At 70.8% G+C, this 21,964-nt stretch carries 17 protein-coding genes; 5 read left to right on the forward strand and 12 right to left on the reverse strand.

The window, feature by feature from the left end:
• Positions 1 to 27: 27 nt before the first annotated feature.
• The 4 genes from ACZ5K7_RS08490 to hrcA form a co-directional block, all read right to left on the reverse strand.
• A complete protein-coding gene (locus ACZ5K7_RS08490; protein WP_468911905.1) occupies positions 28 to 783 on the reverse strand; it encodes a 16S rRNA (uracil(1498)-N(3))-methyltransferase in 756 nt (251 codons plus the stop codon).
• Complete coding sequence (locus ACZ5K7_RS08495) at positions 780 to 1,934, reverse strand: nitronate monooxygenase (RefSeq protein WP_468911908.1); 1,155 nt, start codon at positions 1,932 to 1,934, stop codon at positions 780 to 782. The genes ACZ5K7_RS08490 and ACZ5K7_RS08495 overlap by 4 nt, the downstream gene beginning before the upstream one ends.
• A gap of 148 nt (positions 1,935 to 2,082) precedes the next feature.
• Complete coding sequence (gene dnaJ / locus ACZ5K7_RS08500) at positions 2,083 to 3,219, reverse strand: molecular chaperone DnaJ (RefSeq protein WP_351691315.1); 1,137 nt, start codon at positions 3,217 to 3,219, stop codon at positions 2,083 to 2,085.
• Entirely contained in the window at positions 3,220 to 4,236 is a 1,017-nt protein-coding gene (gene hrcA / locus ACZ5K7_RS08505) for a heat-inducible transcriptional repressor HrcA (protein ID WP_351691312.1), read from the reverse strand.
• A 163-nt stretch (positions 4,237 to 4,399) separates the two neighbouring features.
• On the opposite strand from hrcA, the gene ACZ5K7_RS08510 reads away from it, so the two are divergent.
• Together ACZ5K7_RS08510 and ACZ5K7_RS08515 are read left to right on the forward strand one after the other, a co-directional pair.
• On the forward strand, positions 4,400 to 5,140 hold the full coding sequence (locus ACZ5K7_RS08510) for an MBL fold metallo-hydrolase (RefSeq protein ID WP_468911914.1): 741 nt from the start codon (positions 4,400 to 4,402) through the stop codon (positions 5,138 to 5,140).
• Between the two features lie 34 nt (positions 5,141 to 5,174).
• Positions 5,175 to 5,981: a DUF3097 domain-containing protein gene (locus ACZ5K7_RS08515; protein WP_351691306.1), complete on the forward strand. Its 807-nt coding sequence runs from the start codon at positions 5,175 to 5,177 to the stop codon at positions 5,979 to 5,981.
• A 24-nt stretch (positions 5,982 to 6,005) separates the two neighbouring features.
• On the opposite strand, the gene hemW is transcribed toward ACZ5K7_RS08515, so the two are convergent.
• A complete protein-coding gene (hemW, locus tag ACZ5K7_RS08520) occupies positions 6,006 to 7,238 on the reverse strand; it encodes a radical SAM family heme chaperone HemW (RefSeq protein ID WP_351691303.1) in 1,233 nt (410 codons plus the stop codon).
• A 27-nt stretch (positions 7,239 to 7,265) separates the two neighbouring features.
• Positions 7,266 to 9,170, reverse strand: a complete 1,905-nt coding sequence (locus ACZ5K7_RS08525) for a SpoIIE family protein phosphatase (RefSeq protein WP_468911919.1) — start codon at positions 9,168 to 9,170, stop codon at positions 7,266 to 7,268.
• Between the two features lie 102 nt (positions 9,171 to 9,272).
• Here ACZ5K7_RS08525 and ACZ5K7_RS08530 point away from each other — a divergent pair, with 102 nt between their 5' ends.
• Both ACZ5K7_RS08530 and ACZ5K7_RS08535 read left to right on the forward strand, forming a co-directional pair.
• Positions 9,273 to 13,376 carry a HAMP domain-containing protein gene (locus ACZ5K7_RS08530; protein WP_468911922.1) on the forward strand — a complete coding sequence of 1,368 codons (4,104 nt, stop codon included), beginning with the start codon at positions 9,273 to 9,275 and terminating at the stop codon, positions 13,374 to 13,376.
• Complete coding sequence (locus tag ACZ5K7_RS08535) at positions 13,373 to 13,969, forward strand: response regulator (protein WP_351691294.1); 597 nt, start codon at positions 13,373 to 13,375, stop codon at positions 13,967 to 13,969. The genes ACZ5K7_RS08530 and ACZ5K7_RS08535 overlap by 4 nt, the downstream gene beginning before the upstream one ends.
• Positions 13,970 to 13,980: 11 nt before the next feature.
• Here the strand turns inward: ACZ5K7_RS08535 and ACZ5K7_RS08540 are convergent, their stop codons facing one another.
• Positions 13,981 to 15,855 carry an AMP-dependent synthetase/ligase gene (locus tag ACZ5K7_RS08540; protein WP_468911925.1) on the reverse strand — a complete coding sequence of 625 codons (1,875 nt, stop codon included), beginning with the start codon at positions 15,853 to 15,855 and terminating at the stop codon, positions 13,981 to 13,983.
• Positions 15,856 to 16,128: 273 nt separating this feature from the next.
• The gene (lepA, locus tag ACZ5K7_RS08545) at positions 16,129 to 18,003 is read right to left on the reverse strand and encodes a translation elongation factor 4 (RefSeq protein ID WP_351691288.1); all 1,875 of its coding nucleotides are present in this window, start codon (positions 18,001 to 18,003) and stop codon (positions 16,129 to 16,131) included.
• A gap of 221 nt (positions 18,004 to 18,224) precedes the next feature.
• Here lepA and rpsT point away from each other — a divergent pair, with 221 nt between their 5' ends.
• Positions 18,225 to 18,491 carry a 30S ribosomal protein S20 gene (gene rpsT / locus ACZ5K7_RS08550; RefSeq protein WP_351691285.1) on the forward strand — a complete coding sequence of 89 codons (267 nt, stop codon included), beginning with the start codon at positions 18,225 to 18,227 and terminating at the stop codon, positions 18,489 to 18,491.
• A gap of 211 nt (positions 18,492 to 18,702) precedes the next feature.
• Here rpsT and holA read toward each other — a convergent pair whose 3' ends face one another.
• From holA to ACZ5K7_RS08570, 4 genes are all read right to left on the reverse strand, one after another.
• Positions 18,703 to 19,692, reverse strand: coding sequence for a DNA polymerase III subunit delta (holA, locus tag ACZ5K7_RS08555; RefSeq protein ID WP_468911929.1), 990 nt, complete (start codon positions 19,690 to 19,692; stop codon positions 18,703 to 18,705).
• A 65-nt stretch (positions 19,693 to 19,757) separates the two neighbouring features.
• A complete protein-coding gene (locus ACZ5K7_RS08560) occupies positions 19,758 to 20,003 on the reverse strand; it encodes a hypothetical protein (RefSeq protein ID WP_351691279.1) in 246 nt (81 codons plus the stop codon).
• A gap of 51 nt (positions 20,004 to 20,054) precedes the next feature.
• A complete protein-coding gene (locus ACZ5K7_RS08565; RefSeq protein ID WP_468911932.1) occupies positions 20,055 to 20,936 on the reverse strand; it encodes a YceI family protein in 882 nt (293 codons plus the stop codon).
• Between the two features lie 174 nt (positions 20,937 to 21,110).
• Positions 21,111 to 21,956, reverse strand: coding sequence for an arylamine N-acetyltransferase family protein (locus tag ACZ5K7_RS08570; RefSeq protein WP_468912019.1), 846 nt, complete (start codon positions 21,954 to 21,956; stop codon positions 21,111 to 21,113).
• Between the last annotated feature and the right edge of the window lie 8 nt (positions 21,957 to 21,964).

The raw sequence follows: 21,964 nt of genomic DNA on the forward strand, positions 1-21,964 counted from the left end.
CGCGTTCCCCCTGAGGTGTCGTACGGGTCAGGACCAGCGGCCGGTGCGGCCCAGCAGCAGGGCCGCGGCCGCGGTGCCTGCGGTCGATGTGCGCATCACGGTAGGTCCCAGGGTGTACGCCTTCGCACCCGCCTCCTCGAAGAGCGCGAGCTCGTCCCGGGCGACGCCCCCTTCGGGCCCGACGACGAGCACGATCTCGCCCTCGGCGGGCAGTTGGGCCTCGGCGAGCGGGTCACTGCCGTGCTCGAAGTCGGAGTGGAGCACGGCGGCCAGGTCGGCTCCGGCGAGCAGTGCGGCGACCTGCTTGGTGGTCGCCGCGTCCGCGATCTCCGGGAAGCGCACCCGGCGGGACTGCTTGCCGGCCTCGCGGGCGGTGGCCCGCCACTTCGCGAGGGACTTCAGGCCCCGGTCGCCCTTCCACTGGGTGATGCAGCGGGCGGCCTGCCAGGGCACGATCGCGTCGACGCCGACCTCGGTCATGGTCTCCACGGCGACCTCGCCGCGGTCGCCCTTGGGCAGGGCCTGGACGACGGTGATGCGGGGAGACGGCTCCGGCTCCTCCGAGATCGACGTCATGTGGACGATCAGCCGGTCCTTGCCCTCGGCGGCCCGTACGACGCCCTCCGTCCAGCGGCCGCGCCCGTCGGTGAGGATGACGTCCTCGCCGGGCTGCAGCCGCTTCACGGAGACGGCGTGCCGTCCCTCGGGCCCGTCCAGGACGACCTCGCCGCCGGAGAGGTCGGGTTCCACGAGCGGGTCGAGCACGAACACCGGGGCGGTCACCGCCTGCCCCCCTCGTACCCCTCGTACCCCTCGTACCCCTCGTACCCCTCGTGCCCCTCGTGCCCCTCGTACCCCTCGCGCCCTTCGGCCTTGCCCGACAACGCTGTCGACGCGGCGGCGAGTTCCGCCGTGAGGGTCTCCACCAGCTGCCCGGCGGGCAGCGGGCGGGCCAGCCGGTGGCCCTGCCCGGCCCACAGGGCCATGCCCTGCGCGTCCTCGGCCTTGGCGGCGGCCTTGCGCAGCGGGGAGGTCAGGTGGTGGACCTCCGGGTAGGCGGCGGGCGCGTACGGGCCGTGCTCGCGCATGAAGCGGTTGACCAGCCCCCGGGCGGGCCGCCCGGAGAACGCGCGGGTCAGTTCGGTCCGGATGAACAGCGGGTCGGTCAGCGCCCGCTTGTGCAGGTCGGTGGCGCCGGACTCGGGGGTGGCGAGGAAGGCCGTACCCAGCTGGGCGGCGCTCGCCCCCGCGGCCAGCACGGCGGCGATCTGGCTGCCGCGCATGATGCCGCCGGCGGCGACGACGGGGATGCCCACCGTCTCCCGTATCTGGGCGACCAGCGACAGCAGCCCGATCCCGGAGCCCTCGTTCTCCTGCACGTCCCGGTGGGTGCCCTGGTGACCGCCGGCCTCCACGCCCTGGGCGATCACCGCGTCCGCCCCGGCCCGCTCGACGGCGAGAGCCTCCTCGGCGGTGGTCGCGGTGACGAGGGTGAGGGTTCCCGCGCGGCGGAGGGAGTCGAGGACGTCCTTGCCCGGGACACCGAAGTGGAACGAGGCCGCGGCCACCGGGTTGTCGAGCAGCACGGCCAGCTTGGCCTCGTACCCGTCGTCCCGGCCGCTGTCGGGGTCGCCCAGCTCGGTCTTGTACCAGGCGGCCTCACCGGCCAGCTGATGCGCGTAGATCTCCACGGCCCCGGCCTCGGCGTACTCCGTCTGCGGCATGAAGAGGTTCACCCCGAAGGGACGGCCGGTCAGCCCCCGCAGCTGCTTGATCTCCTGGTACATCCCGTCGGCGGTCTTGTACCCGGCGGCCAGGAACCCCAGCCCGCCCGCCTCGGACACGGCGGCGGCGAGCTGCGGCACGGAGACCCCGCCCGCCATGGGGGCCTGCACGATCGGAAGGGGAAAGAGATCGGTCAGCGCGGAGGACATGACGGCATGTTGTCACGTCCTTTGAACAAGACCGAATCGGGCCGTACCCCTGGCACATGCCAGACATGTCCGGGCAGCGAAGGGGCCGCGCCCCCGCACGGCGACCCGCCGGCGCCCGTACGACGGGCCGCCGGCGCCCGCCGACGGGTCAACGCCCGTTGAACGCGTCCTTCAGCCGGCTGAACAGTCCCTGCTGACCCGGCTGGAACTGCCCCGTCGGCCGTTCCTCGCCGCGCAGCTTCGCCAGCTCGCGCAGCAGCCGCTCCTGCTCGGGGTCGAGCTTGGTCGGGGTGGTCACCTCGACATGGACGATGAGATCGCCGCGCCCGCCGCCGCGCAGATGCGTGACACCGCGCCCGTGCAGCGGGATCGACTGCCCGGACTGCGTGCCCGGCCGGATGTCGACCTCCTCCATCCCGTCCAGCGTCTCCAGCGGCACCTTCGTACCGAGCGAGGCCGCCGTCATCGGGATGGTCACCGTGCAGTGCAGATCGTCGCCGCGCCGCTGGAACGTGGAGTGCGGCAGCTCGTGGATCTCGACGTACAGGTCACCGGCGGGACCGCCGCCGGGCCCGACCTCGCCCTCACCGGCGAGCTGGATCCGGGTGCCGTTGTCGACACCGGCCGGGATCTTCACGGTCAGCGTCCGCCGCGACCGCACCCGCCCGTCACCGGCGCACTCGGGACACGGCGTCGGCACGACCGTACCGAAGCCCTGGCACTGCGGACACGGCCGCGAGGTCATGACCTGGCCCAGGAAGGACCGCGTCACCTGCGAGACCTCACCACGGCCCCGGCACATGTCGCACGTCTGGGCGGAGGTGCCCGGCGCCGCGCCCTCACCGTTGCAGGTGTTGCAGACGATCGCCGTGTCGACCTGGATGTCCTTGGTCGTACCGAAGGCCGCCTCGTCGAGCTCGACCTCGATCCGGATCATGGCGTCCTGGCCGCGCCGCGTACGCGACCTCGGCCCGCGCTGGGACGCGGTACCGAAGAACGCGTCCATGATGTCCGAGAAGTTCCCGAACCCGCCGGCCCCGAAGCCGCCCGCGCCCGCGCCGCCGCTCTGCGAGAGCGGGTCGCCGCCGAGGTCGTAGACCTGCTTCTTCTGCGGGTCGGAGAGCACCTCGTAGGCGGCGTTGATCTCCTTGAACCGCTCCTGGGTCTTCGGATCCGGGTTGACGTCCGGGTGCAGCTCGCGCGCGAGCCGACGGAAGGCCTTCTTGATCTCTTCCTGCGACGCGTCGCGGCGCACGCCGAGAACGGCGTAGTAGTCCGTGGCCACTTACGACTCCGCCAGGATCTGTCCGACGTACCGTGCCACCGCTCGTACCGCTCCCATCGTTCCCGGGTAATCCATGCGGGTCGGTCCGACCACGCCGAGCTTGGCGACTGCCTCGCCGCCCGAACCGTAGCCGACCGACACCACGGACGTTGAGTTGAGTCCCTCGTAGGCGTTCTCGTGACCGATGCGTACGGTCATGCCCGAATCCCCTGCCTCGCCCATGAGCTTGAGGAGGACGACATGCTCCTCCAGGGCCTCCAGGACGGGCCGGATCATGAGGGGAAAATCATGTCCGAAGCGGGTGAGATTGGCGGTGCCGCCGATCATCAGCCGCTCCTCGTTCTCCTCGACGAGCGTCTCCAGCAGGGTGGAGAGCACCGCCGAGACAGTGCCGCGGTCCTCGGCCTCGAAGGCGTCCGGCAGGTCCTCCACCAGCCGGGGCACGTCCGAGAACCGGCGTCCCGCGATCCGGCTGTTGAGCCGCGCCCGCAGATCCGCCACGGACGTCTCCCCGAAGGGCGCCGGGCAGTCGACCATCCGCTGCTCGACCCGCCCGGTGTCGGTGATCAGCACCAGCATCAGCCGGGCCGGCGCGAGCGCGAGCAGCTCCACATGCCGCACGGTGGACCGTGTCAGCGACGGGTACTGCACGACCGCGACCTGCCGCGTCAGCTGCGCCAGCAGCCGCACCGTCCGCGCCACGACGTCGTCGAGGTCGACGGCGCCGTCGAGGAAGTTCTGGATGGCCCGCCGCTCGGGCGCGCTCATCGGCTTGACGCCGGCCAGCTTGTCGACGAACAGCCGGTAGCCCTTGTCGGTGGGGATCCGCCCGGCGCTGGTGTGCGGCTGGGCGATGAACCCCTCGTCCTCCAGGGCGGCCATGTCGTTGCGCACGGTCGCCGGGGAGACCCCGAGGTTGTGCCGCTCGGTCAGCGCCTTCGACCCCACCGGCTCCTCGGTGCCGACGTAATCCTGGACAATGGCGCGCAATACCTGAAGCCTGCGTTCACTCAGCATCCAGCGCCACACCTCCAGAAAGTCGTCCCCGCGGCCTTTCGGGTCTTTCGCCTGGCACTCTGCGATCCCGAGTGCCAACGTCCCCGGCCCAGTGTACGGCCGCCGGGTACCGACTGGGCAAGGTCGGTGAGGACCCGGGGCGTTCTGCCGCTAGCGTCGTGGTGTGACGGTGACTTGGGAAGAGCTGGGCTGGGAGCGGGTGGCCGAGGGGGTCGGCCGGTGCCGGCTGCCGGGCTGGGACTGCACGGCCGGGCTGGTCCTCGGGGCGGGACCGGTCCTGATGGTGGACGCCGGGTCGAGCCTGGCGGAGGGCGCGCGGTTGCGGACGCAGGCGCAACGGCTGGCCGGACGCCGTGTGACCCATCTCGCGCTCACCCACCCCCACTTCGACCACGTCTTCGGCACCCCGGCGTTCGCGGGCGTGGACGTGCACGCGGCGGCGGGCGCGGAGGCCGTCTTCACGCACGGCCGCGAGGCGCTGCGCCTGGACGCGGTCCGCAACGGCCTGCCGGCCCCGGAGGCCGAGGAGGCGGCCGACGCGCTGCCCGTGCCCCGCCGTCCGGTCTCCGGCGAGTGGACCCTCGACCTCGGCGACGGCCGCCGGGCCCTGCTGGCCGACGTGGGCCCCGGCCACACCTCCCACGACCTCGCGGTCCTCGTCCCCGGCGTCCCCGGCGTCCCCGGCGACCCGCCGGTGGTGTTCTGCGGCGACCTGGTGGAGGAGTCCGGCGACCCCCAGGCCGGCCCCGACGCCGTACCGTCCCGCTGGCCGGCCGCCCTGGACCGCCTGCTCGCCCTCGGCGGCGAGGACGCCCGGTACGTGCCCGGTCACGGAGCGGTGGTGGACGCGGAGTTCGTACGACGGCAACGCGACGCCCTGGCCGCCCGTTTCGGCGTGTCGTGACCACGCCGCCGCCGCTTCTCCTATCGTCATCCGAATGCGCCAGTACTCCGCCGACCTGACCCCGCCGTGGAAGAAGCCGAAACCGGCCCCGGAGGTGGCCGCCGAACCCGGCCTGGTCGTCGAGGAACCCGGCACCGGGTTCTGCGGCGCGGTGATCCGCTGCGAGGCGGGCACGGTGACCCTGGAGGACCGCTTCGGCAAACACCGCGTCTTCCCGCTGGAACCGCGGGGCTTCCTGCTGGAGGGCCGGGTGGTCACCCTCGTACGCCCCACGTCCGCCGCCCCCGCACGCCCCGCCCGTACCGCCTCCGGGTCGGTCGCCGTCCCCGGCGCACGCGCGCGCGTGGCCCGCGCCGGCCGCATCTACGTCGAGGGCCGCCACGACGCGGAACTGGTCGAGAAGGTCTGGGGCGACGACCTGCGCATCGAGGGCGTGGTCGTGGAGTACCTGGGGGGCGTCGACGACCTCCCGTCGATCGTGGCCGAATTCGCACCGGGCCCGGACGCGCGCCTCGGTGTCCTGGTGGACCACCTGCTCCCCGGCACGAAGGAGTGGCGGATCGCCCAGTCGGTCACCGGCGCACACGCCCTGGTGGTCGGCCACCCGTACATCGACATCTGGGAGGCCGTGAAGCCCGCGGCCCTGGGCATCGAGTCCTGGCCGCGCGTCCCGCACGGCCAGGACTGGAAGACGGGCGTGTGCCGGGCCCTCGGCTGGCCCTCGGACAACACGGGCGCGGTGTGGCAGGCGATCCTGGCCCGGGTGGGCTCCTACAAGGACCTGGAACCGGAGCTGCTGGGCCGGGTGGAGGAACTGATCGACTTCGTGACGGCCCCGTAGCCGCGCCCCTCGCCCCCGGCCCCGTCAGTCCACCAGGTCCCTGACCACCGCGTCCGCCAGCAGCCGCCCCCGCAGCGTCAGCACGGCCCGGCCGTCCTCGTACGGGCCGGTCTCCAGCAGCCCCTCCCCCAGCGCCCGCCGCGCGGCCGCCAGCCCCTGCTCCTTCAGCAGCGACAGCGGCACCCCCTCGCGCAGCCGCAGCTCCAGCAGGATCCGCTCCACCCGGCGGTCCTCGTCCGTGAGGACCTCACGCCCGGCCCCCGGTGACCGCCCCGACGCCAGCGCCGCCGCGTACGCCCCCGGATGCTTGACGTTCCACCAGCGCACACCGCCCACGTGCGCGTGCGCGCCCGGTCCCGCGCCCCACCAGTCGGCGCCCCGCCAGTACAGCTCGTTGTGCAGGCAGCGGGCGGCCTCGGAGGTGGCCCAGTTGGACACCTCGTACCAGTCGAAGCCCGCCGCGGACAGCATCTCCTCGGCGATCAGATAGCGGTCCGCGTGGACGTCGTCGTCGGTCATCGGGACCTCGCCCCGGCGGATCCGGCGGGCCAGCTGCGTGCCCTCCTCGACGATCAGCGCGTACGCCGACACATGGTCGGGGCCGGCTCCGAGCGCCGCGTCGAGCGAGGCCCGCCAGTCGTCGTCGGACTCGCCCGGCGTGCCGTAGATCAGATCCAGGTTGACGTGCTCGAAGCCGGCCGCGCGAGCCTCGGCGACACACGCCTCGGGGCGCCCCGGGGTGTGCGTGCGGTCCAGGACGCGCAGCACGTGCTGCCGTGCGCTCTGCATGCCGAAGGAGACCCGGTTGAAGCCGCCCTCGCGCAGGGCCGCCAGATACGCCGGGTCGACGGACTCGGGGTTCGCCTCCGTCGTGACCTCCGCGTCGGCGGCCAGACCGAACTCGTCGCGGATCGCGCCCAGCATCCGTACCAGGTCACCGGCGGCCAGCAGCGTCGGCGTGCCCCCGCCCACGAACACCGTGCGGACCTCGCGCGGGTCGTCGCCCAGGACCTTGCGGGCCAGGCGGATCTCGTCGATCAGGGTGTCCGCGTAGTTGTCGCGGGAGGCGAGGACACCGCCGGTGCCGCGCAGCTCGGTCGCCGTGTACGTGTTGAAGTCGCAGTAGCCGCAGCGGGTCGCGCAGTAGGGGACATGCAGATAGAACCCGAGGGGGCGGTCGGCGGCACCGGCCAGCGCGTGCGCCGGGAGCGCGCCGTCGTCGGGGACCGGCTCGCCGTCGGGAAGTGCGGAAGGCATGTCCCCCATTGTCCCGTACGACGACGGTTACTCCGCCTGGAGGACCAGCAGCGCCAGATCGTCCTCCGGCTGCCCGCCGCCGAACTCGTGCACGAGCCGCCTGATGCGCTCGGCGATCAGCTCGGCGCTCAGGCCCGTGCAGCCCGCGAGGGCCCGCGCGAGCCCGTCGCCGTCGTCGAACTGCCGGGAGCCCGAGCGGCGCTCGGTGACCCCGTCGGTCACGCACAGCAGGCTGTCGCCGGGCCCGAGCTCTATGGTCTCGCTGGTGTACGTCTCGTCCTCCACGACCCCCAGCAGGGTCTGCGGCCGGGCGGCGGTGCGGACCACGCCGTCGGGACCGAGGAGCAGCGGCAGCGGATGCCCGGCGGAGGCGAGGGTGCAGCGGATGCCACCCGTCTCCAGGGGGGTGAGTTCGCCGTAGAGGAGGGAGAGGAAACGGGTCTGCGGGCCGTCGCCCGGCGGCAGGGTACGGCCGCCGCCGGCGACCAGGGCGCGGGCGGCGGCGTCGGCGGCCTCGGTGGCGTCGTCGAGGAGGAGCTGGTTGAGCCGGTCGAGGACGTCGGCGACCCGGTACCCCTCCCGGGCGAGCAGCCGCAGCCAGGGCCGGGCCAGGCCGATGACGACGGCGGCCTCGGGGCCCTTGCCCTGGACGTCGCCGACGGCGAAGCACCAGCGGCCGTCGCCGGCCGGGAACAGGTCGTAGAAGTCACCGCTGGGACCGCCCTTGTCACAGGGCTCGTAGACGAGCGCGCTGCGCACGCCCGGGATCTCGGCGACCGCACCCGGCAGCAGCCCGCGCTGGAGGACGGCGCTGATGGTGGCCTGGCGGGCGTACTGGCGGGCCGCGCCGATGGCGAGGGCGACCCGGCGTCCGAAGTCCTCGACCAGGCCGGTGATCTCGTCGGGGAAACCGGCCGGGCCGGAGCGTCCGATCACGAGCGTGCCGAGCGGACGGCCGCCCGCGATCAGCCGGTAGGAGAGCGCCGAGCCGCGGGCGCCCTGCGGGCCGAGCGCCTCGCCGGGCCAGGGATACGACTCGGGCCGGGACCGTAAGCCGTCCTGCGCGCACGGCGGGTCCTTCTCCAGGGCGCGGCGCAGTTCCTCGATGCGGTTCTCGCTGCCGTGCCAGACCCGGGCCAGCCGCGGGCCGCCCGCGCCGTTCGCGTCGCCCCAGCCGCCGGACCGCACCGTCGACTCGTCCTCCAGCCACACCGCGCACCAGTCGGCCAGCCGCGGCACGATCAGCTGGCCGGCCAGCGCGGCCACCAGGTTCTCGTCGAGCTGCCCGGCGAGCAGGTCGGAGGCCTCGGCGAGGAACGACAGCACGCCTCTGTCCAGCCAGTCCCGGTCCCGGTCGAGGCGCTGCGGCTCGGGCGCGAGGATCTCGGCCACCTTCAGCTCCTGCTCGTCGGGGAGCGTGCCGCCGTGCCCGGTCAGGCGCGCCCACACCGTCTTCGCGCCGACGCGGTAGGTGACCCCCCAGGACTCGGCGAGCGAGGCGACCAGGCGCAGCCCGCGCCCGTACTCCGGGGTCTCGTACGGCGTCTCGCCCGGGTGGTCGCGCGGGGCGCGGGAGGGGTGGTGGTCGGTGACCTCGACAACGAACGCCGTCTCCTCCCGCGCCTCCTCCAGCCACCAGTCGACCTCGATGTCCGTGCCGGCGTGCACGACGGCGTTGGTGACGAGTTCACTGACGACCACCATGGCGTCCTCGGCGACCCGCTGTCCCGGCTCCAGCAGGCCGCAGTCGGTCCACTCGTCGAGGCAGGCGCGCACCAGCGCGCGGGCGGAACCCGGCGCGAGGGGGCTCCCGGGCAGGGTCGCGCGCCCCTGCGCGTACGCGCCCGCGCTCTCGTGCGCGGGCGCCTCGTCGCGCGCAGGCGCCTCACGGACCCGGGAGACGGTCTCCCGTTGCGTGGGTATGGCCCCCATGTCGAGCTCCCCGAGCAGTTCGGACGAATACATCCCGATCGATGCGGACAGAGTGACAGACTGACTGCGCCCATAAGCACCGAGTTACCGAAGTGGGCCGCCATGAGTGAGAACAGTGCTACACGTGTGCTCGAAGACGGACAGAAACCGGAACAACTCCGAGCATCCGAACTGCGCCCTCTGCTCGCCGCGCTGACCGCCGCCCGGGACGGCGACTTCACCAAAGCGCCCGAGACCGGGGAGGGGATGGTCGCCGAACTCACCGCGGTCTTCAACCAGATCATGGACCGCAGCGTTCACTTCAACTCTGAAGTGCAACGCGTGAAACGCGAGCTGGTGCGCCACGGCCGCCTCGACGAACGGCTCTCGGCCAGCCCCGGCCAGGGCGCCTGGACGTCCCGCGTCGACGACGTCAACCAGGTCCTCGACGCCCTGGTCGCCCCCGCGGCGAACGCCACGCGCGTCCTGGACGCGGTGGCCGGCGGCGATCTGACCCAACGGGTCGATCTGCACGACGGCAGCCGCCAGTTACGCGGCGACCTGCGCAGACTGGGCCGCGCGGTGAACAAGATGGTCGACCAGCTGTCCCTGTTCACCGGCGAGGTGACCCGGGTCGCGCGCGAGGTCGGCACCGAGGGGCGGCTCGGCGGCCGGGCCAAGGTGCAGCGCCTGTCCGGCAGCTGGCGGGACGTGACCGAGGCCGTCAACACCATGGCGTCCCGGCTGACCGCCCAGGTCCGAGACATCGCCCTGGTGACGACGGCGGTGGCGCGCGGCGACCTGACCCGCACGGTGACCGTCGAGGCGACCGGTGAACTGCTGGAACTGAAGCTCACCGTCAACACCATGGTCGACCAGCTGTCCGCGTTCGCCGACGAGGTGACCAGGGTCGCGCGCGAGGTCGGCACGGAGGGACAGCTGGGCGGCCGGGCCCAGGTGCGGGGTGTCTCCGGCGTCTGGAAGGACCTCACCGACAACGTCAACTTCATGGCGTCGAACCTGACCTCACAGGTCCGCAACATCGCCCAGGTGACGACAGCCGTCGCCAACGGCGACCTGTCGCAGAAGATCACGGTCGACGCCAAGGGCGAGATTCTCGAACTGAAGTCGACGATCAACACGATGGTCGACCAGCTGTCGGCGTTCGCCGACGAAGTCACCCGCGTCGCCCGTGAGGTGGGGACGGAAGGAAACCTCGGCGGCCGGGCGCAGGTCAGAGGCGTGTCGGGCGTCTGGAAGGACCTCACCGACAACGTCAACTTCATGGCGGACAACCTGACGAGCCAGGTCCGCAACATCGCGCTCGTCTCCACGGCCGTCGCCCAGGGCGACCTCGGCAAGAAGATCACCGTGGAGGCGAAAGGCGAGATTCTCGAACTGAAATCAACCATCAACACGATGGTCGACCAGCTGTCGGCGTTCGCCGACGAAGTCACCCGCGTCGCCCGCGAAGTCGGCACCGAAGGAAACCTCGGCGGTCAGGCGCAGGTCAGAGGCGTGTCCGGCGTCTGGAAAGACCTCACCGACAACGTCAACTTCATGGCGCTGAACCTGACCTCACAGGTGCGGAACATCGCCCAGGTGACGACAGCCGTCGCCAACGGCGACCTCTCCAAGAAAATCACCGTCGACGCGCGCGGCGAGATCCTCGAACTGAAGGACACCGTCAACACGATGGTGGAGCAGCTGCGGGCCTTCGCCGACGAGGTGACCCGCGTGGCCCGCGAGGTCGGCACCGACGGCCGGCTGGGCGGCCGCGCCCAGGTGCTCGGCGTCTCCGGCGTCTGGCGGGACCTGACCGACAACGTCAACTACATGGCCGACAACCTCACCTCACAGGTGCGCAACATCGCCCAGGTGGCGACGGCCGTGGCCCAGGGCGACCTGTCGAAGAAGATCGACGTGGACGCGCGCGGCGAGATCCTCGAACTGAAGACGACGATCAACACGATGGTCGACACCCTGTCGTCGTTCTCGTCCGAGGTGACCCGCGTGGCCCGCGAGGTGGGCTCCGAGGGGCAACTGGGCGGCCAGGCGCGCGTGGAGGGCGTGTACGGCACCTGGAAGCGCCTGACGACCAACGTCAACGAACTCGCCCTCAACCTCACCACCCAGGTCCGCGCGATCGCCGAGGTCGCCTCGGCCGTCGCACAGGGCGACATGTCCCGCTCGATCACCGTGGAGACGCAGGGCGAGGTCGCCGAGCTGAAGGACAACATCAACCTGATGGTGGCCAACCTGCGCGAGACGACCCGCGCGAAGGACTGGCTGGAGTCCAACCTGGCCCGGCTCGCCGCGCTGATGCAGGGCCACCGGGACCTGATGGAGGTCGCCGACCTGATCCTGCGCGAGCTGACCCCGCTGGTGAACGCCCAGTACGGCGCGTTCTTCCTGGCCGACCCGGACGAGGACGGCGCGGCCGTGCGCACGGCCGTACCGGCGAAAGGCATGGCGTTCATCGCCGGCTACGGCTCCGCGCAGGGCGCGATCGTGGAGACCGGCGGCCTGCCGGTGCACGGCCTGGTCCGCCAGGCCGCCCGCGAGAAGAAGCGGATCCTCGTCGAGGAGGCACCGCCGGACTACATCAAGATCAACAGCGGTCTCGGCGAAGCGGCGCCGACGACGATCGTCATCATCCCGATCCTCTTCGAGGACAAACTCCTCGGCGTCATCGAGCTGGCCTCCTTCTCCCGCTTCTCCGACGTCCACCTGGCCTTCTTCGACCAGTTCGTCAACACCATCGGCGTGGCCATCAACACGATCATCGCCAACTCCCGCACGGAGTCCCTGCTCGGCGAGTCGCAACGCCTGGCGATGCAACTCCAGGAACGCTCGGACGAACTTCAGAAACAACAGGCGGAACTGCAACGCTCGAACGCGGAACTGGAGGAGAAAGCCGCTCTCCTGGCGACTTCTTCCCAGTACAAGTCGGAGTTCCTGGCCAACATGTCCCACGAACTGCGCACTCCGCTGAACTCCTTGCTGATCCTGGCCCGGCTGCTGTCCGACAACCCGGACGGCCGTCTCTCCGACCAGGAGGTCCAGTTCGCGACGACGATCCACCGCTCGGGCTCCGACCTCCTCCAGCTCATCAACGACATCCTGGACCTGTCGAAGATCGAGGCCGGCCGGATGGACGTACGCCCCAAACGCCTGCCTCTGATCAAACTCCTCGACTACGTCCACGCCACCTTCCGCCCGCTGACCCTGGACCGGGGTCTGGCCTTCGAGGTGGCGGTCGGCGAGGACGTACCGCGCGAGATGTACTCCGACGAACAGCGCCTCCAGCAGATCCTGCGCAACCTGCTCTCCAACGCGATCAAGTTCACCGCCAAGGGACGGGTGGAACTGCGCGTCGACCGGGTGAAGGACCCCGACCAGCACTACGTCCGCGGCAGCGACGAGGTGATCGCCTTCGAGGTGACGGACACCGGCATCGGGATCGCCGCCGAGAAACTCCCGGTGATCTTCGAGGCGTTCCAGCAGGCCGACGGCACCACGAACCGCAAGTACGGCGGCACCGGCCTCGGCCTGTCCATCAGCCGCGAGATCGCGGGCCTGCTCGGCGGCCGTATCGTCGCGGCGAGCGAACAGGGGAGGGGCTCGACGTTCACGCTGTACGTCCCCGTCGTCAGCCCCGGTCACACGGCGGCCGGCCCCACCCCGGAGGACCACACCCTGCCGGTGCCCGGCCCCGCCCCGGCCACCACCCCCGACACCGACGACTCCTGGCCGGCTCCGGCCAAGCTGGAGGCGTGGCAGTCCGGCCGCGCAGGCCGGATCCTGCCCGGCCGGCGCGTCCTGATCATCGACGACGACATCCGCAACGTCTTCGCGCTCACCCATGTCCTGGGCCGCGTCGGCATGCCCGTGCTCTACGCGGAGAACGGCCGGGAAGGCATCGAGACCCTCGAGCGCAACCCGGACGTCGAACTGGTCCTGATGGACATCATGATGCCGGAGATGGACGGCTACGAGACCATCGCGGCCATCCGCCGCGCCCCCCGCTGGACCGGCCTGCCGATCGTCGCGCTCACGGCGAAGGCGATGCCCGGCGACCGGGAGAAGTCCATCGCACGCGGCGCCAACGACTACGTACCCAAACCCGTGGACGTCGACCGGCTGCTCACCGTCGTCTGCGCACTCCTGGACCCCGACAGCACGGAAGGCGGCGAACCCGCCGACGAGGAACGGACGGGGCGATGATCGCTGACGAGCGGGCCGGCATCCTCCTGGTCGACGACATGGAGGACAACCTGATCGCGCTGGAGGCCGTGCTGGGATCCCTGAACGAGCCGATAGTACGCGCGCGTTCCGGCGAGGAGGCGATGAAGGCCCTGCTGCGCCGCCGCTTCGCCGTGGTCCTCCTCGACATCCGCATGCCGGGCATGGACGGCTTCGAAACAGCCGCGAACATCAAACGCCTCGACCAGACGAAGGACGTCCCGATCATCTTCCTGACGGGAGCGGAGGAGGACGCCGGGTACGCGTTCCGCGGTTACGCGACAGGCGCGGCGGACTATCTGACGAAGCCCTTCGATCCGTGGGTGCTGCGGGCGAAGGTCAACGTGTTTTTGGAGCTGCACAGGAAAAACCAGCAGTTGCAGGCTCTGCTGACGCGAGAACAGGCGGATTTCAGCGAGTTGAGCAAGCGACTGGCCGTCCTGGAGGACCACTTGTCCGCAGACGGTCCGCTGGACGCGGCGGCACTGCGGGCCGAAGTCGGTGAGCTGCGTCAGCTGATCCGACCGCAGGGGCGCGGGGGACTGCGCGAACAGCCCCCACGCACCAGCACCTGACGACGAAACCCCTACGCCTCGCGCGTCCCCGCGTACATCTCGTCGATCAGGTGCTTGTACTCCCGCTCCACAACCGGCCTCTTCACCTTCAGGCTCGGCGTGATCTCCCCGTGCTCCACATCCAGGTCCCGGGGCAGCAGCCGGAACTTCTTGATGGTCTGCCAGCGCTGCAGCCCCTCGTTGAGCTCCTTGACGTATCCGTCGACCATCTCGACGGTCGCCGGCGCGGCCACCACCTCGGCGTAGGACTTGCCGTCCAGGCCGTTCTCCTTGGCCCATTCCAGGATCGCGACCTCGTCGAGGGCGATCAGAGCCGTGCAGTAGTTCCGGTCGGCGCCGTGGACGAGGATGTTGGAGACGTACGGGCAGACCGCCTTGAACTGTCCCTCGACCTCGGCGGGCGCGATGTACTTGCCGCCGGACGTCTTGATGAGGTCCTTCTTGCGGTCGGTGATCCGCAGATAGCCGTCGGGGGACAGCTCACCGATGTCACCGGTGTGGAACCACCCGTCGGCTTCGAGGACCTCCGCGGTCTTCTCGGGCAGCCCGTGGTAGCCCTGCATGATGCCGGGGCCGCGGAGCAGGATCTCCCCGTCGTCGGCGATCCGTACCTCGCAGCCGGGCAGCGGCTTGCCGACCGTACCGGTGCGGTAGGCCTCGCCGGGGTTCACGAAGGACGCGGCGGAGGACTCCGTCAGACCGTAGCCCTCGAGGATGTGCACACCGGCGCCGGCGAAGAAGTAGCCGATCTCGGGGGCCAGCGCGGCGGACCCGGAGACACAGGCCCGCAGCCGCCCGCCGAAGGCCTCCCGCAGCTTGGAGTAGACGAGCCCGTCGGCGACCTTGTGCTTGGCGGTGAGCCCGAAGGGCGCGGTGGCGGAGCCGGTGCGGCGGAAGTTGTCCTGGGTGGCCTTGGCGTACTCGCGGGCGACGTCGGCCGCCCACTGGAAGATCTTGTACTTGGCCGCACCACCGGCACGGGCCTTCGCGGCGACACCGTTGTAGACCTTCTCGAAGATGCGCGGCACGGCGGCCATGTACGTCGGCTGCACGACCGGCAGGTTCTCGATGATCTTGTCGACGCGGCCGTCGACGGCGGTGACATGGCCGACCTCGATCTGCCCCGAGGTGAGCACCTTGCCGAAGACATGGGCGAGCGGCAGCCAGAGGTACTGCACGTCGTCGGCGCTGACCAGCCCGGTCGCGGCGATCGCCTTCGCCATGTACGACCAGTTGTCCTGCGGCAGCCGTACGCCCTTGGGGCGGCCGGTGGTGCCGGAGGTGTAGATGAGCGTGGCGAGCTGGTCCTTGGTGATCGCGCCGACCCGCTCCTTGATCAGCTCGGGGTGCTTCTCCAGGTACTTGGCACCGCGCTCCTCCAGCTCGGCGAGGGTGAGAACCCAGTCGCCCGTCTCCACGCCGGCCGGGTCGATGACGACGACCTGCGTGAGTTCGGGCAGCTCGGCGCGCTTCTCGACGGCCTTGGCGACCTGTGCCGCGTCCTCCGCGATCAGTACCCGGCTGCCGGAGTCGGAGAGGATGAACGCCGACTCCTCGGCATTGGTCTGCGGGTAGACGGTCGTGGTGGCCGCTCCGGCGCACAGGATGCCGAGGTCGGCGAGGATCCACTCGACGCGGGTGGAGGCGGCGAGGGCGACCCGCTGCTCGGGCTGGATGCCGAGTTCGATGAGACCGGCCGCGATCGCGTGGACGCGCTCGGCCGCCTGCCCCCAGCTCAGGGACTTCCAGTCGTCCGGGCCCTGACCGGAGGCGGCGGGCACCGGGTACCGGTAGGCCTCGGCGTCCGGTGTGGCCGCCACACGCTCCAGGAAGAGGGCCGCCACGGACGGCGGACGGTTCTCGATCAGTGTCTGCGTGTCGCTCACGACATCCTCCGGGGGCCCGCGACGGTGCGGCTGGCTCAGTGCGGCTGGGTTTACTCACGGTGCGGTTCGCACTACTTGTTTAACTCGCGAGTAACTATCGAGCAGGGATCAGAGTAAGCCGCGACCGGCCTGTACGTAAGGGGCTTCGGCCTGTCTGTTTCCCCGCATGTTCCACACAGAGCGACCCTACGCACGCGTAGGGGTCCACCACGCTTTCGCACGGCGGACCCCTGTTGCGCCCGTTTTGCGGCCATGGCCGATTATTACCGGTGGTTACTTCTTGCTCTTGGCCGATCCCCCGCTGTCATCACTGCTGAGGACGGCGATGAAGGCCTCCTGCGGAACCTCCACGGAACCCACCATCTTCATCCGCTTCTTGCCCTCCTTCTGCTTCTCCAGCAGCTTGCGCTTACGGGAGATGTCACCGCCGTAGCACTTGGCGAGGACGTCCTTGCGGATGGCGCGGATGGTCTCGCGGGCGATCACCCGGGAGCCGATGGCGGCCTGGATGGGCACCTCGAAGGCCTGCCTGGGGATGAGCTCGCGCAGCTTGGCGACGAGCCGCACCCCGTACGCGTACGCCGCGTCCTTGTGCGTGATCGCCGAGAAGGCGTCCACCTTGTCGCCGTGCAGCAGGATGTCGACCTTGACCAGGCTGGACGTCTGCTCGCCGGTGGGCTCGTAGTCCAGCGACGCGTAACCGCGCGTCTTCGACTTCAGCTGGTCGAAGAAGTCGAAGACGATCTCCGCGAGCGGCAGTGTGTACCGGATCTCGACGCGGTCCTCGGACAGGTAGTCCATGCCGAGCAGGGTGCCGCGCCGGGTCTGGCACAGCTCCATGATCGAGCCGATGAACTCGCTGGGCGCCAGGATGGTGGCGCGCACGACCGGCTCGTACACCTCGCCGATCTTCCCCTCGGGGAACTCGCTCGGATTGGTGACCGTGTGCTCGCTGCCGTCCTCCATGACGACGCGGTACACCACGTTCGGGGCCGTCGCGATCAGGTCGAGCCCGAACTCGCGCTCCAGCCGCTCCCGGATCACGTCCAGGTGCAGCAGGCCGAGGAAGCCGACGCGGAAACCGAAGCCGAGGGCGGCGGAGGTCTCCGGCTCGTAGACGAGCGCGGCGTCGTTGAGCTGCAGCTTGTCGAGGGCCTCGCGCAGTTCGGGGTAGTCGGAGCCGTCCAGCGGATACAGGCCGGAGAAGACCATCGGCTTCGGGTCCTTGTAGCCGCCGAGCGCCTCGGTGGCGCCCTTGTGCTGACTGGTGACGGTGTCACCGACCTTGGACTGCCGGACGTCCTTCACACCGGTGATCAGATAGCCCACCTCGCCGACGCCGAGACCGTCGGCGCCCAGCATCTCGGGCGAGTTCGTACCGATCTCCAGCAGCTCGTGGGTGGCGCCGGTCGACATCATCTTGATGCGCTCGCGCTTGTTGAGCTGGCCGTCGATGACACGGACATAGGTGACGACACCGCGGTAGGAGTCGTAGACCGAGTCGAAGATCATCGCGCGGGCGGGCGCGTCGGCGACGCCGACCGGCGCCGGGATCTCCTTGACGACCTTGTTCAGCAGGGCGTCGACGCCCACACCGGTCTTGGCGGAGACCCGCAGCACGTCGTCCGGTTCGCAGCCGACCAGGTTCGCCAGTTCCTCGGCGAACTTCTCCGGCTGGGCGGCCGGCAGGTCGATCTTGTTGAGCACGGGGATGATCGTGAGGTCGTTCTCCATCGCCAGGTAGAGGTTGGCGAGGGTCTGCGCCTCGATGCCCTGGGCGGCGTCGACGAGGAGGACGGTCCCCTCGCAGGCCGCCAGCGACCGCGAGACCTCGTAGGTGAAGTCGACGTGCCCCGGGGTGTCGATCATGTTGAGGATGTGCGTGCTGCCCTGGTCGGGGCCCTCGGTGGGGGCCCAGGGCAGACGCACCGCCTGGGACTTGATCGTGATGCCGCGTTCGCGCTCGATGTCCATCCGGTCGAGGTACTGAGCACGCATCTGCCGCTGCTCGACCACACCGGTCAGCTGGAGCATCCGGTCGGCGAGCGTGGACTTGCCGTGGTCGATGTGCGCGATGATGCAGAAATTGCGGATCAGAGCCGGGTCGGTACGGCTCGGCTCGGGCACATTGTTAGGGGTCGCGGGCACGCAGGGTCCTGTCTCTTGAGGCGCCTTATGCCTCGGGTCGGATCGATACGTAGTCTCCATGGTCCCATGGCGGAGGACCGGGGACCGGTTTGGGCCGTTCCCCGCCCCGCTGCTAGTCTGGGCAGCTGTGTCTCATGCCCTCTCAGCGCGAGGCACGTCTTCGAGAAATCATCGGTACGGGATCTGCACGGTCCCGGACCAGAACCTGAAAAGGCTCTTTCGTGGCGAACATCAAGTCCCAGATCAAGCGGATCAAGACCAACGAGAAGGCTCGTCAGCGCAACAAGGCTGTCAAGTCCTCCCTCAAGACCGCGATCCGCAAGGCCCGCGAGGCCGCTGCCGCGGGTGACGTCGAGAAGGCCACCGAGTACCAGCGCGCCGCGTCGCGTGCGCTCGACAAGGCCGTCTCCAAGGGCGTCATCCACAAGAACCAGGCCGCCAACAAGAAGTCGGCGCTCGCTTCCAAGGTCGCGTCCCTCCAGGGCTGACACTTGATACGACGCCGGAAGGACCCGGGCGGGCCCTCTCTCATCCGCCCCCGACCGGCACCCAGAGCCTGTTCGCGGCCTGCGTTCGCCACGCGGGAACGGGCTCGAAAAGCTTGAACCGAGGCCCCGGCATTCCACCCTTCCCCAGGGCGGCCGCCGGGGCTTTCGGCTTGTCCGGGCGGACCCGTCCCCCTGCGGTACGCCCGGCCGGTTACCCCCGGCCTCGCGACCGCGCCGCCCGCGCGATGGTCACCACGGCCTTCTCCAGGGCGTACTCGGGGTCGTCCCCGCCGCCCTTGACCCCCGCGTCGGCCTCGGCGACGGCCCGCAGCGCCACCGCCACCCCGTCGGGCGTCCAGCCCCGCATCTGCTGCCGTACCCGGTCGATCTTCCACGGCGGCATCCCGAGCTCCCGCGCGAGATCGGCGGGCCGCCCGCCGCGTGCCCCCGACAGCTTCCCGATCGCCCGCACCCCCTGCGCGAGCGCACTGGTGATCAGGACCGGGGCGACCCCGGTCGCCAGCGACCAGCGCAACGCCTCCAGCGCCTCCGCCGTACGCCCTTCCACGGCCCGGTCGGCGACGGTGAAGCTCGACGCCTCGGCCCGCCCGGTGTAGTACCGCCCGACGACGGCCTCGTCGATGGTGCCCTCGACGTCGGCGGCGAGCTGGGTCACGGCGGAGGCCAGCTCCCGCAGATCGCTGCCGATGGCGTCGACGAGCGCCTGGCAGGCCTCGGGGGTGGCGGAGCGGCCCAGCGCCCGGAACTCGCTCCGCGTGAACGCGAGCCGGTCCGCCGGCTTGGTCATCTTCGGGCAGGCGACCTCCCGCGCCCCCGCCTTGCGCGCCGCGTCCAGCAGCCCCTTGCCCTTGACCCCGCCCGCGTGCAGCAGCACCAGGGTGATCTCCTCGGCGGGCGCCCCGAGGTACGCCTTCACGTCCTTGATCGTGTCGGCGGACAGGTCCTGCGCGTTGCGTACGACCACGACCTTGCGCTCCGCGAAGAGCGACGGGCTGGTCAGCTCGGCGAGTGTGCCGGGCTGCAACTGGTCCGGGGTCAGATCCCGCACGTCCGTGTCGGCGTCGGCGGCCCGGGCAGCCGCCACCACCTGCTGCACGGCGCGGTCGAGCAGCAGTTCCTCCTGCCCCACGGCGAGCGTCAGCGGGGCGAGCGGATCGTCATCAGCAGTCTTCTTTGCCATCGCGCCAAGCATCCCACGGCCCACTGACAGCGCGGCCGCGCCGCCTGCCGAGGCATCCGCAGCCGCTACGGCTCCTCCCGCCACCCCTCCCACTCCCCCGCGAACTCGTCCAGCTCCGCCGGGTCCAGCCGCCCCTCCGCGTCCCTCAGCAGCACCAGCCACTGCGCGTCCTCGGCGTCGTCCTCGCCCGCCAGCGCGTCCCGCACCAGCCGCGGCTCCTCACCGGTCCCGAAGCGCTCCCCGAGCGCCTCGGCGGCTTCCTCCGCCGCATCCCGGTCCGGCAGCACCAGCACATGTCTCACATCGCTCACGGCACCATTCTCGGCCACCGCCGCAGGACCGAACGACCCGGAGCGGCCCGCTCAGCCCTTGGGCACGATCTGCACATCGAGGTCGACGCGGATGGTCGGCCCGACGACCGCGATCCCGCGCGCCAGCATCGTCTGCCAGCTCACGGTGAAGTCGTCCCGGTGCAGTTCGGTCGTGGCCCGGCAGGCCGCCCGCACCTCGCCCTCCATGCCGTTGCCGAGCCCGAGGTACTCCGTGTCGAGCGTGACCGTCCGCGTCACGCCGTGCAGGGACAGCGCCCCGGTGACGGCCCATCTGCTGCCGCCCCGGTGCACGAACCGGTCGCCGTAGAACTCCAGCGTCGGAAACCGCAGCACGTCCAGGAAGTCCGCCGACCGCAGATGGTCGTCCCGCATCCGCACGCCCGTGTCGATGGTCGCGGCGTCGATCACGACGTGCAGGGCGGACCGCTCCACCGGCTCGGCGATCCGGACCGCGCCCGCGAACGAGTTGAACCGCCCGTGGATCCGGGCCAGTCCGATGTGCCGGGCGGTGAAGGCGATCGAGGAATGCGTCGGCTCGATCTCCCAGTCCCCGGGCGCGGGCAGCTCCGGCGGCTGGGCGACCTGGAGGGTCACGTCACCGAGCGAGGCGAGGCAGTTCTCGGCGACCCGCGCGGTGGCCCGGTACGGCGTGAACCCCTCGGCGGACACCGCGAGCCGGTACTCACCGGCCGGCACGGTCGTCACGAACGACCCGTAGGGATCCGCACCCCCGCTGACCACCGTGCGCCCCATGGCGTCGCTGACCGCGAACTCGGCGTTCGTCACCGGCTCGTTGACCGGGTCGAGTACCCGGCAGCTCAGGACCCCGGCGTCGGGCGGAGTCTGCACCGCCGCGAGGGGGCTTGTCCGCTGCACCCGGTTCGTTCGGTTTCCCCTCAAGCCGCCGAACATCCACGCCACCCCTGTACGCCTCGCCACCGTCCGTTGCCGAAGAAACATTCGATCACTGATGAGGCTTTCGGGGCAACACGGGCCCACATCGCGGGAATCCGGCAGATGAGCCGGAACTACCCATGAGTAGCATGCTACGCGCCGGTAGTGACGCGTTCTCCCGTGGTACCCGAATTAGCCGTCCTGGTCGATGTTCCGCCGATTTCGCACCGCGGGAACACGGTCCAGCGCGATCCCGAACCGCTCCCGGTAGACCCCCAGCACCTCCTCGTCGCGCTCCAACTCCCGTACCTCACGCGCGCCGCCCGCTGCCGTCACCGTCAGCGTCCGCCCGCTGAGGGTGATCCGGCCGCCGTCCTCGGTGACCCGGGAACACACGAGTGACTGCGTGAAGTGGGACGACGGTGAAGTGCTGTGCCACCACGCCCCGGCCGTGAAGTCCCCGAGCACCCGCGGCCGGACCTCCAGCCGGTACTGCGGCTTGCCGTCCCGCAGCACGTCCAGGTCCCCGCCCGCCGTACCCGTTTCTCCCCCGGCACCCGCCGCGTCCGGCCCGGCCCCGGTGATCCGGAACGTGCCGCCCGGGTCCACCTGCTCACCCCGCTCCGCGAACGCCAGCGGGTAGTGGCTGTGCGCCCCGAACCCGACATCGGCCAGCCACTCGCCCCCGTCCACCGTCCCGACCCGCAGCGCCAGATGGTCGTACGGGATCCCGAGCCGCCCCTCATCCCCGTACACCCGCCCCGCCAGCAGCGTCACCTCGAAACCGAGCGCGGTCAGCAACGCCGAGAAGGCGCCGTTGAGTTCGTAGCAGAACCCGCCCCGGCCCGCGCCCACCACCTTGTCCACCAGCCGTCTCTCCTCCAGCACGATCTCCTCGCCGAGGTGGATCGACAGGTTCTCGAAGGGCACGGCCCGCAGATGCCTCAGCTGCAGATCCCGCAGGGCCTCGACGGTGGGCCGGGCCGGGCGGGCGGCTCCGAGCCGGTGGAGGTAGGCGTCGGTCTGCGTGGAGTTCACCGAGTTCA

It is taken from the genome of Streptomyces sp. NPDC031497 (genome assembly GCF_055580905.1).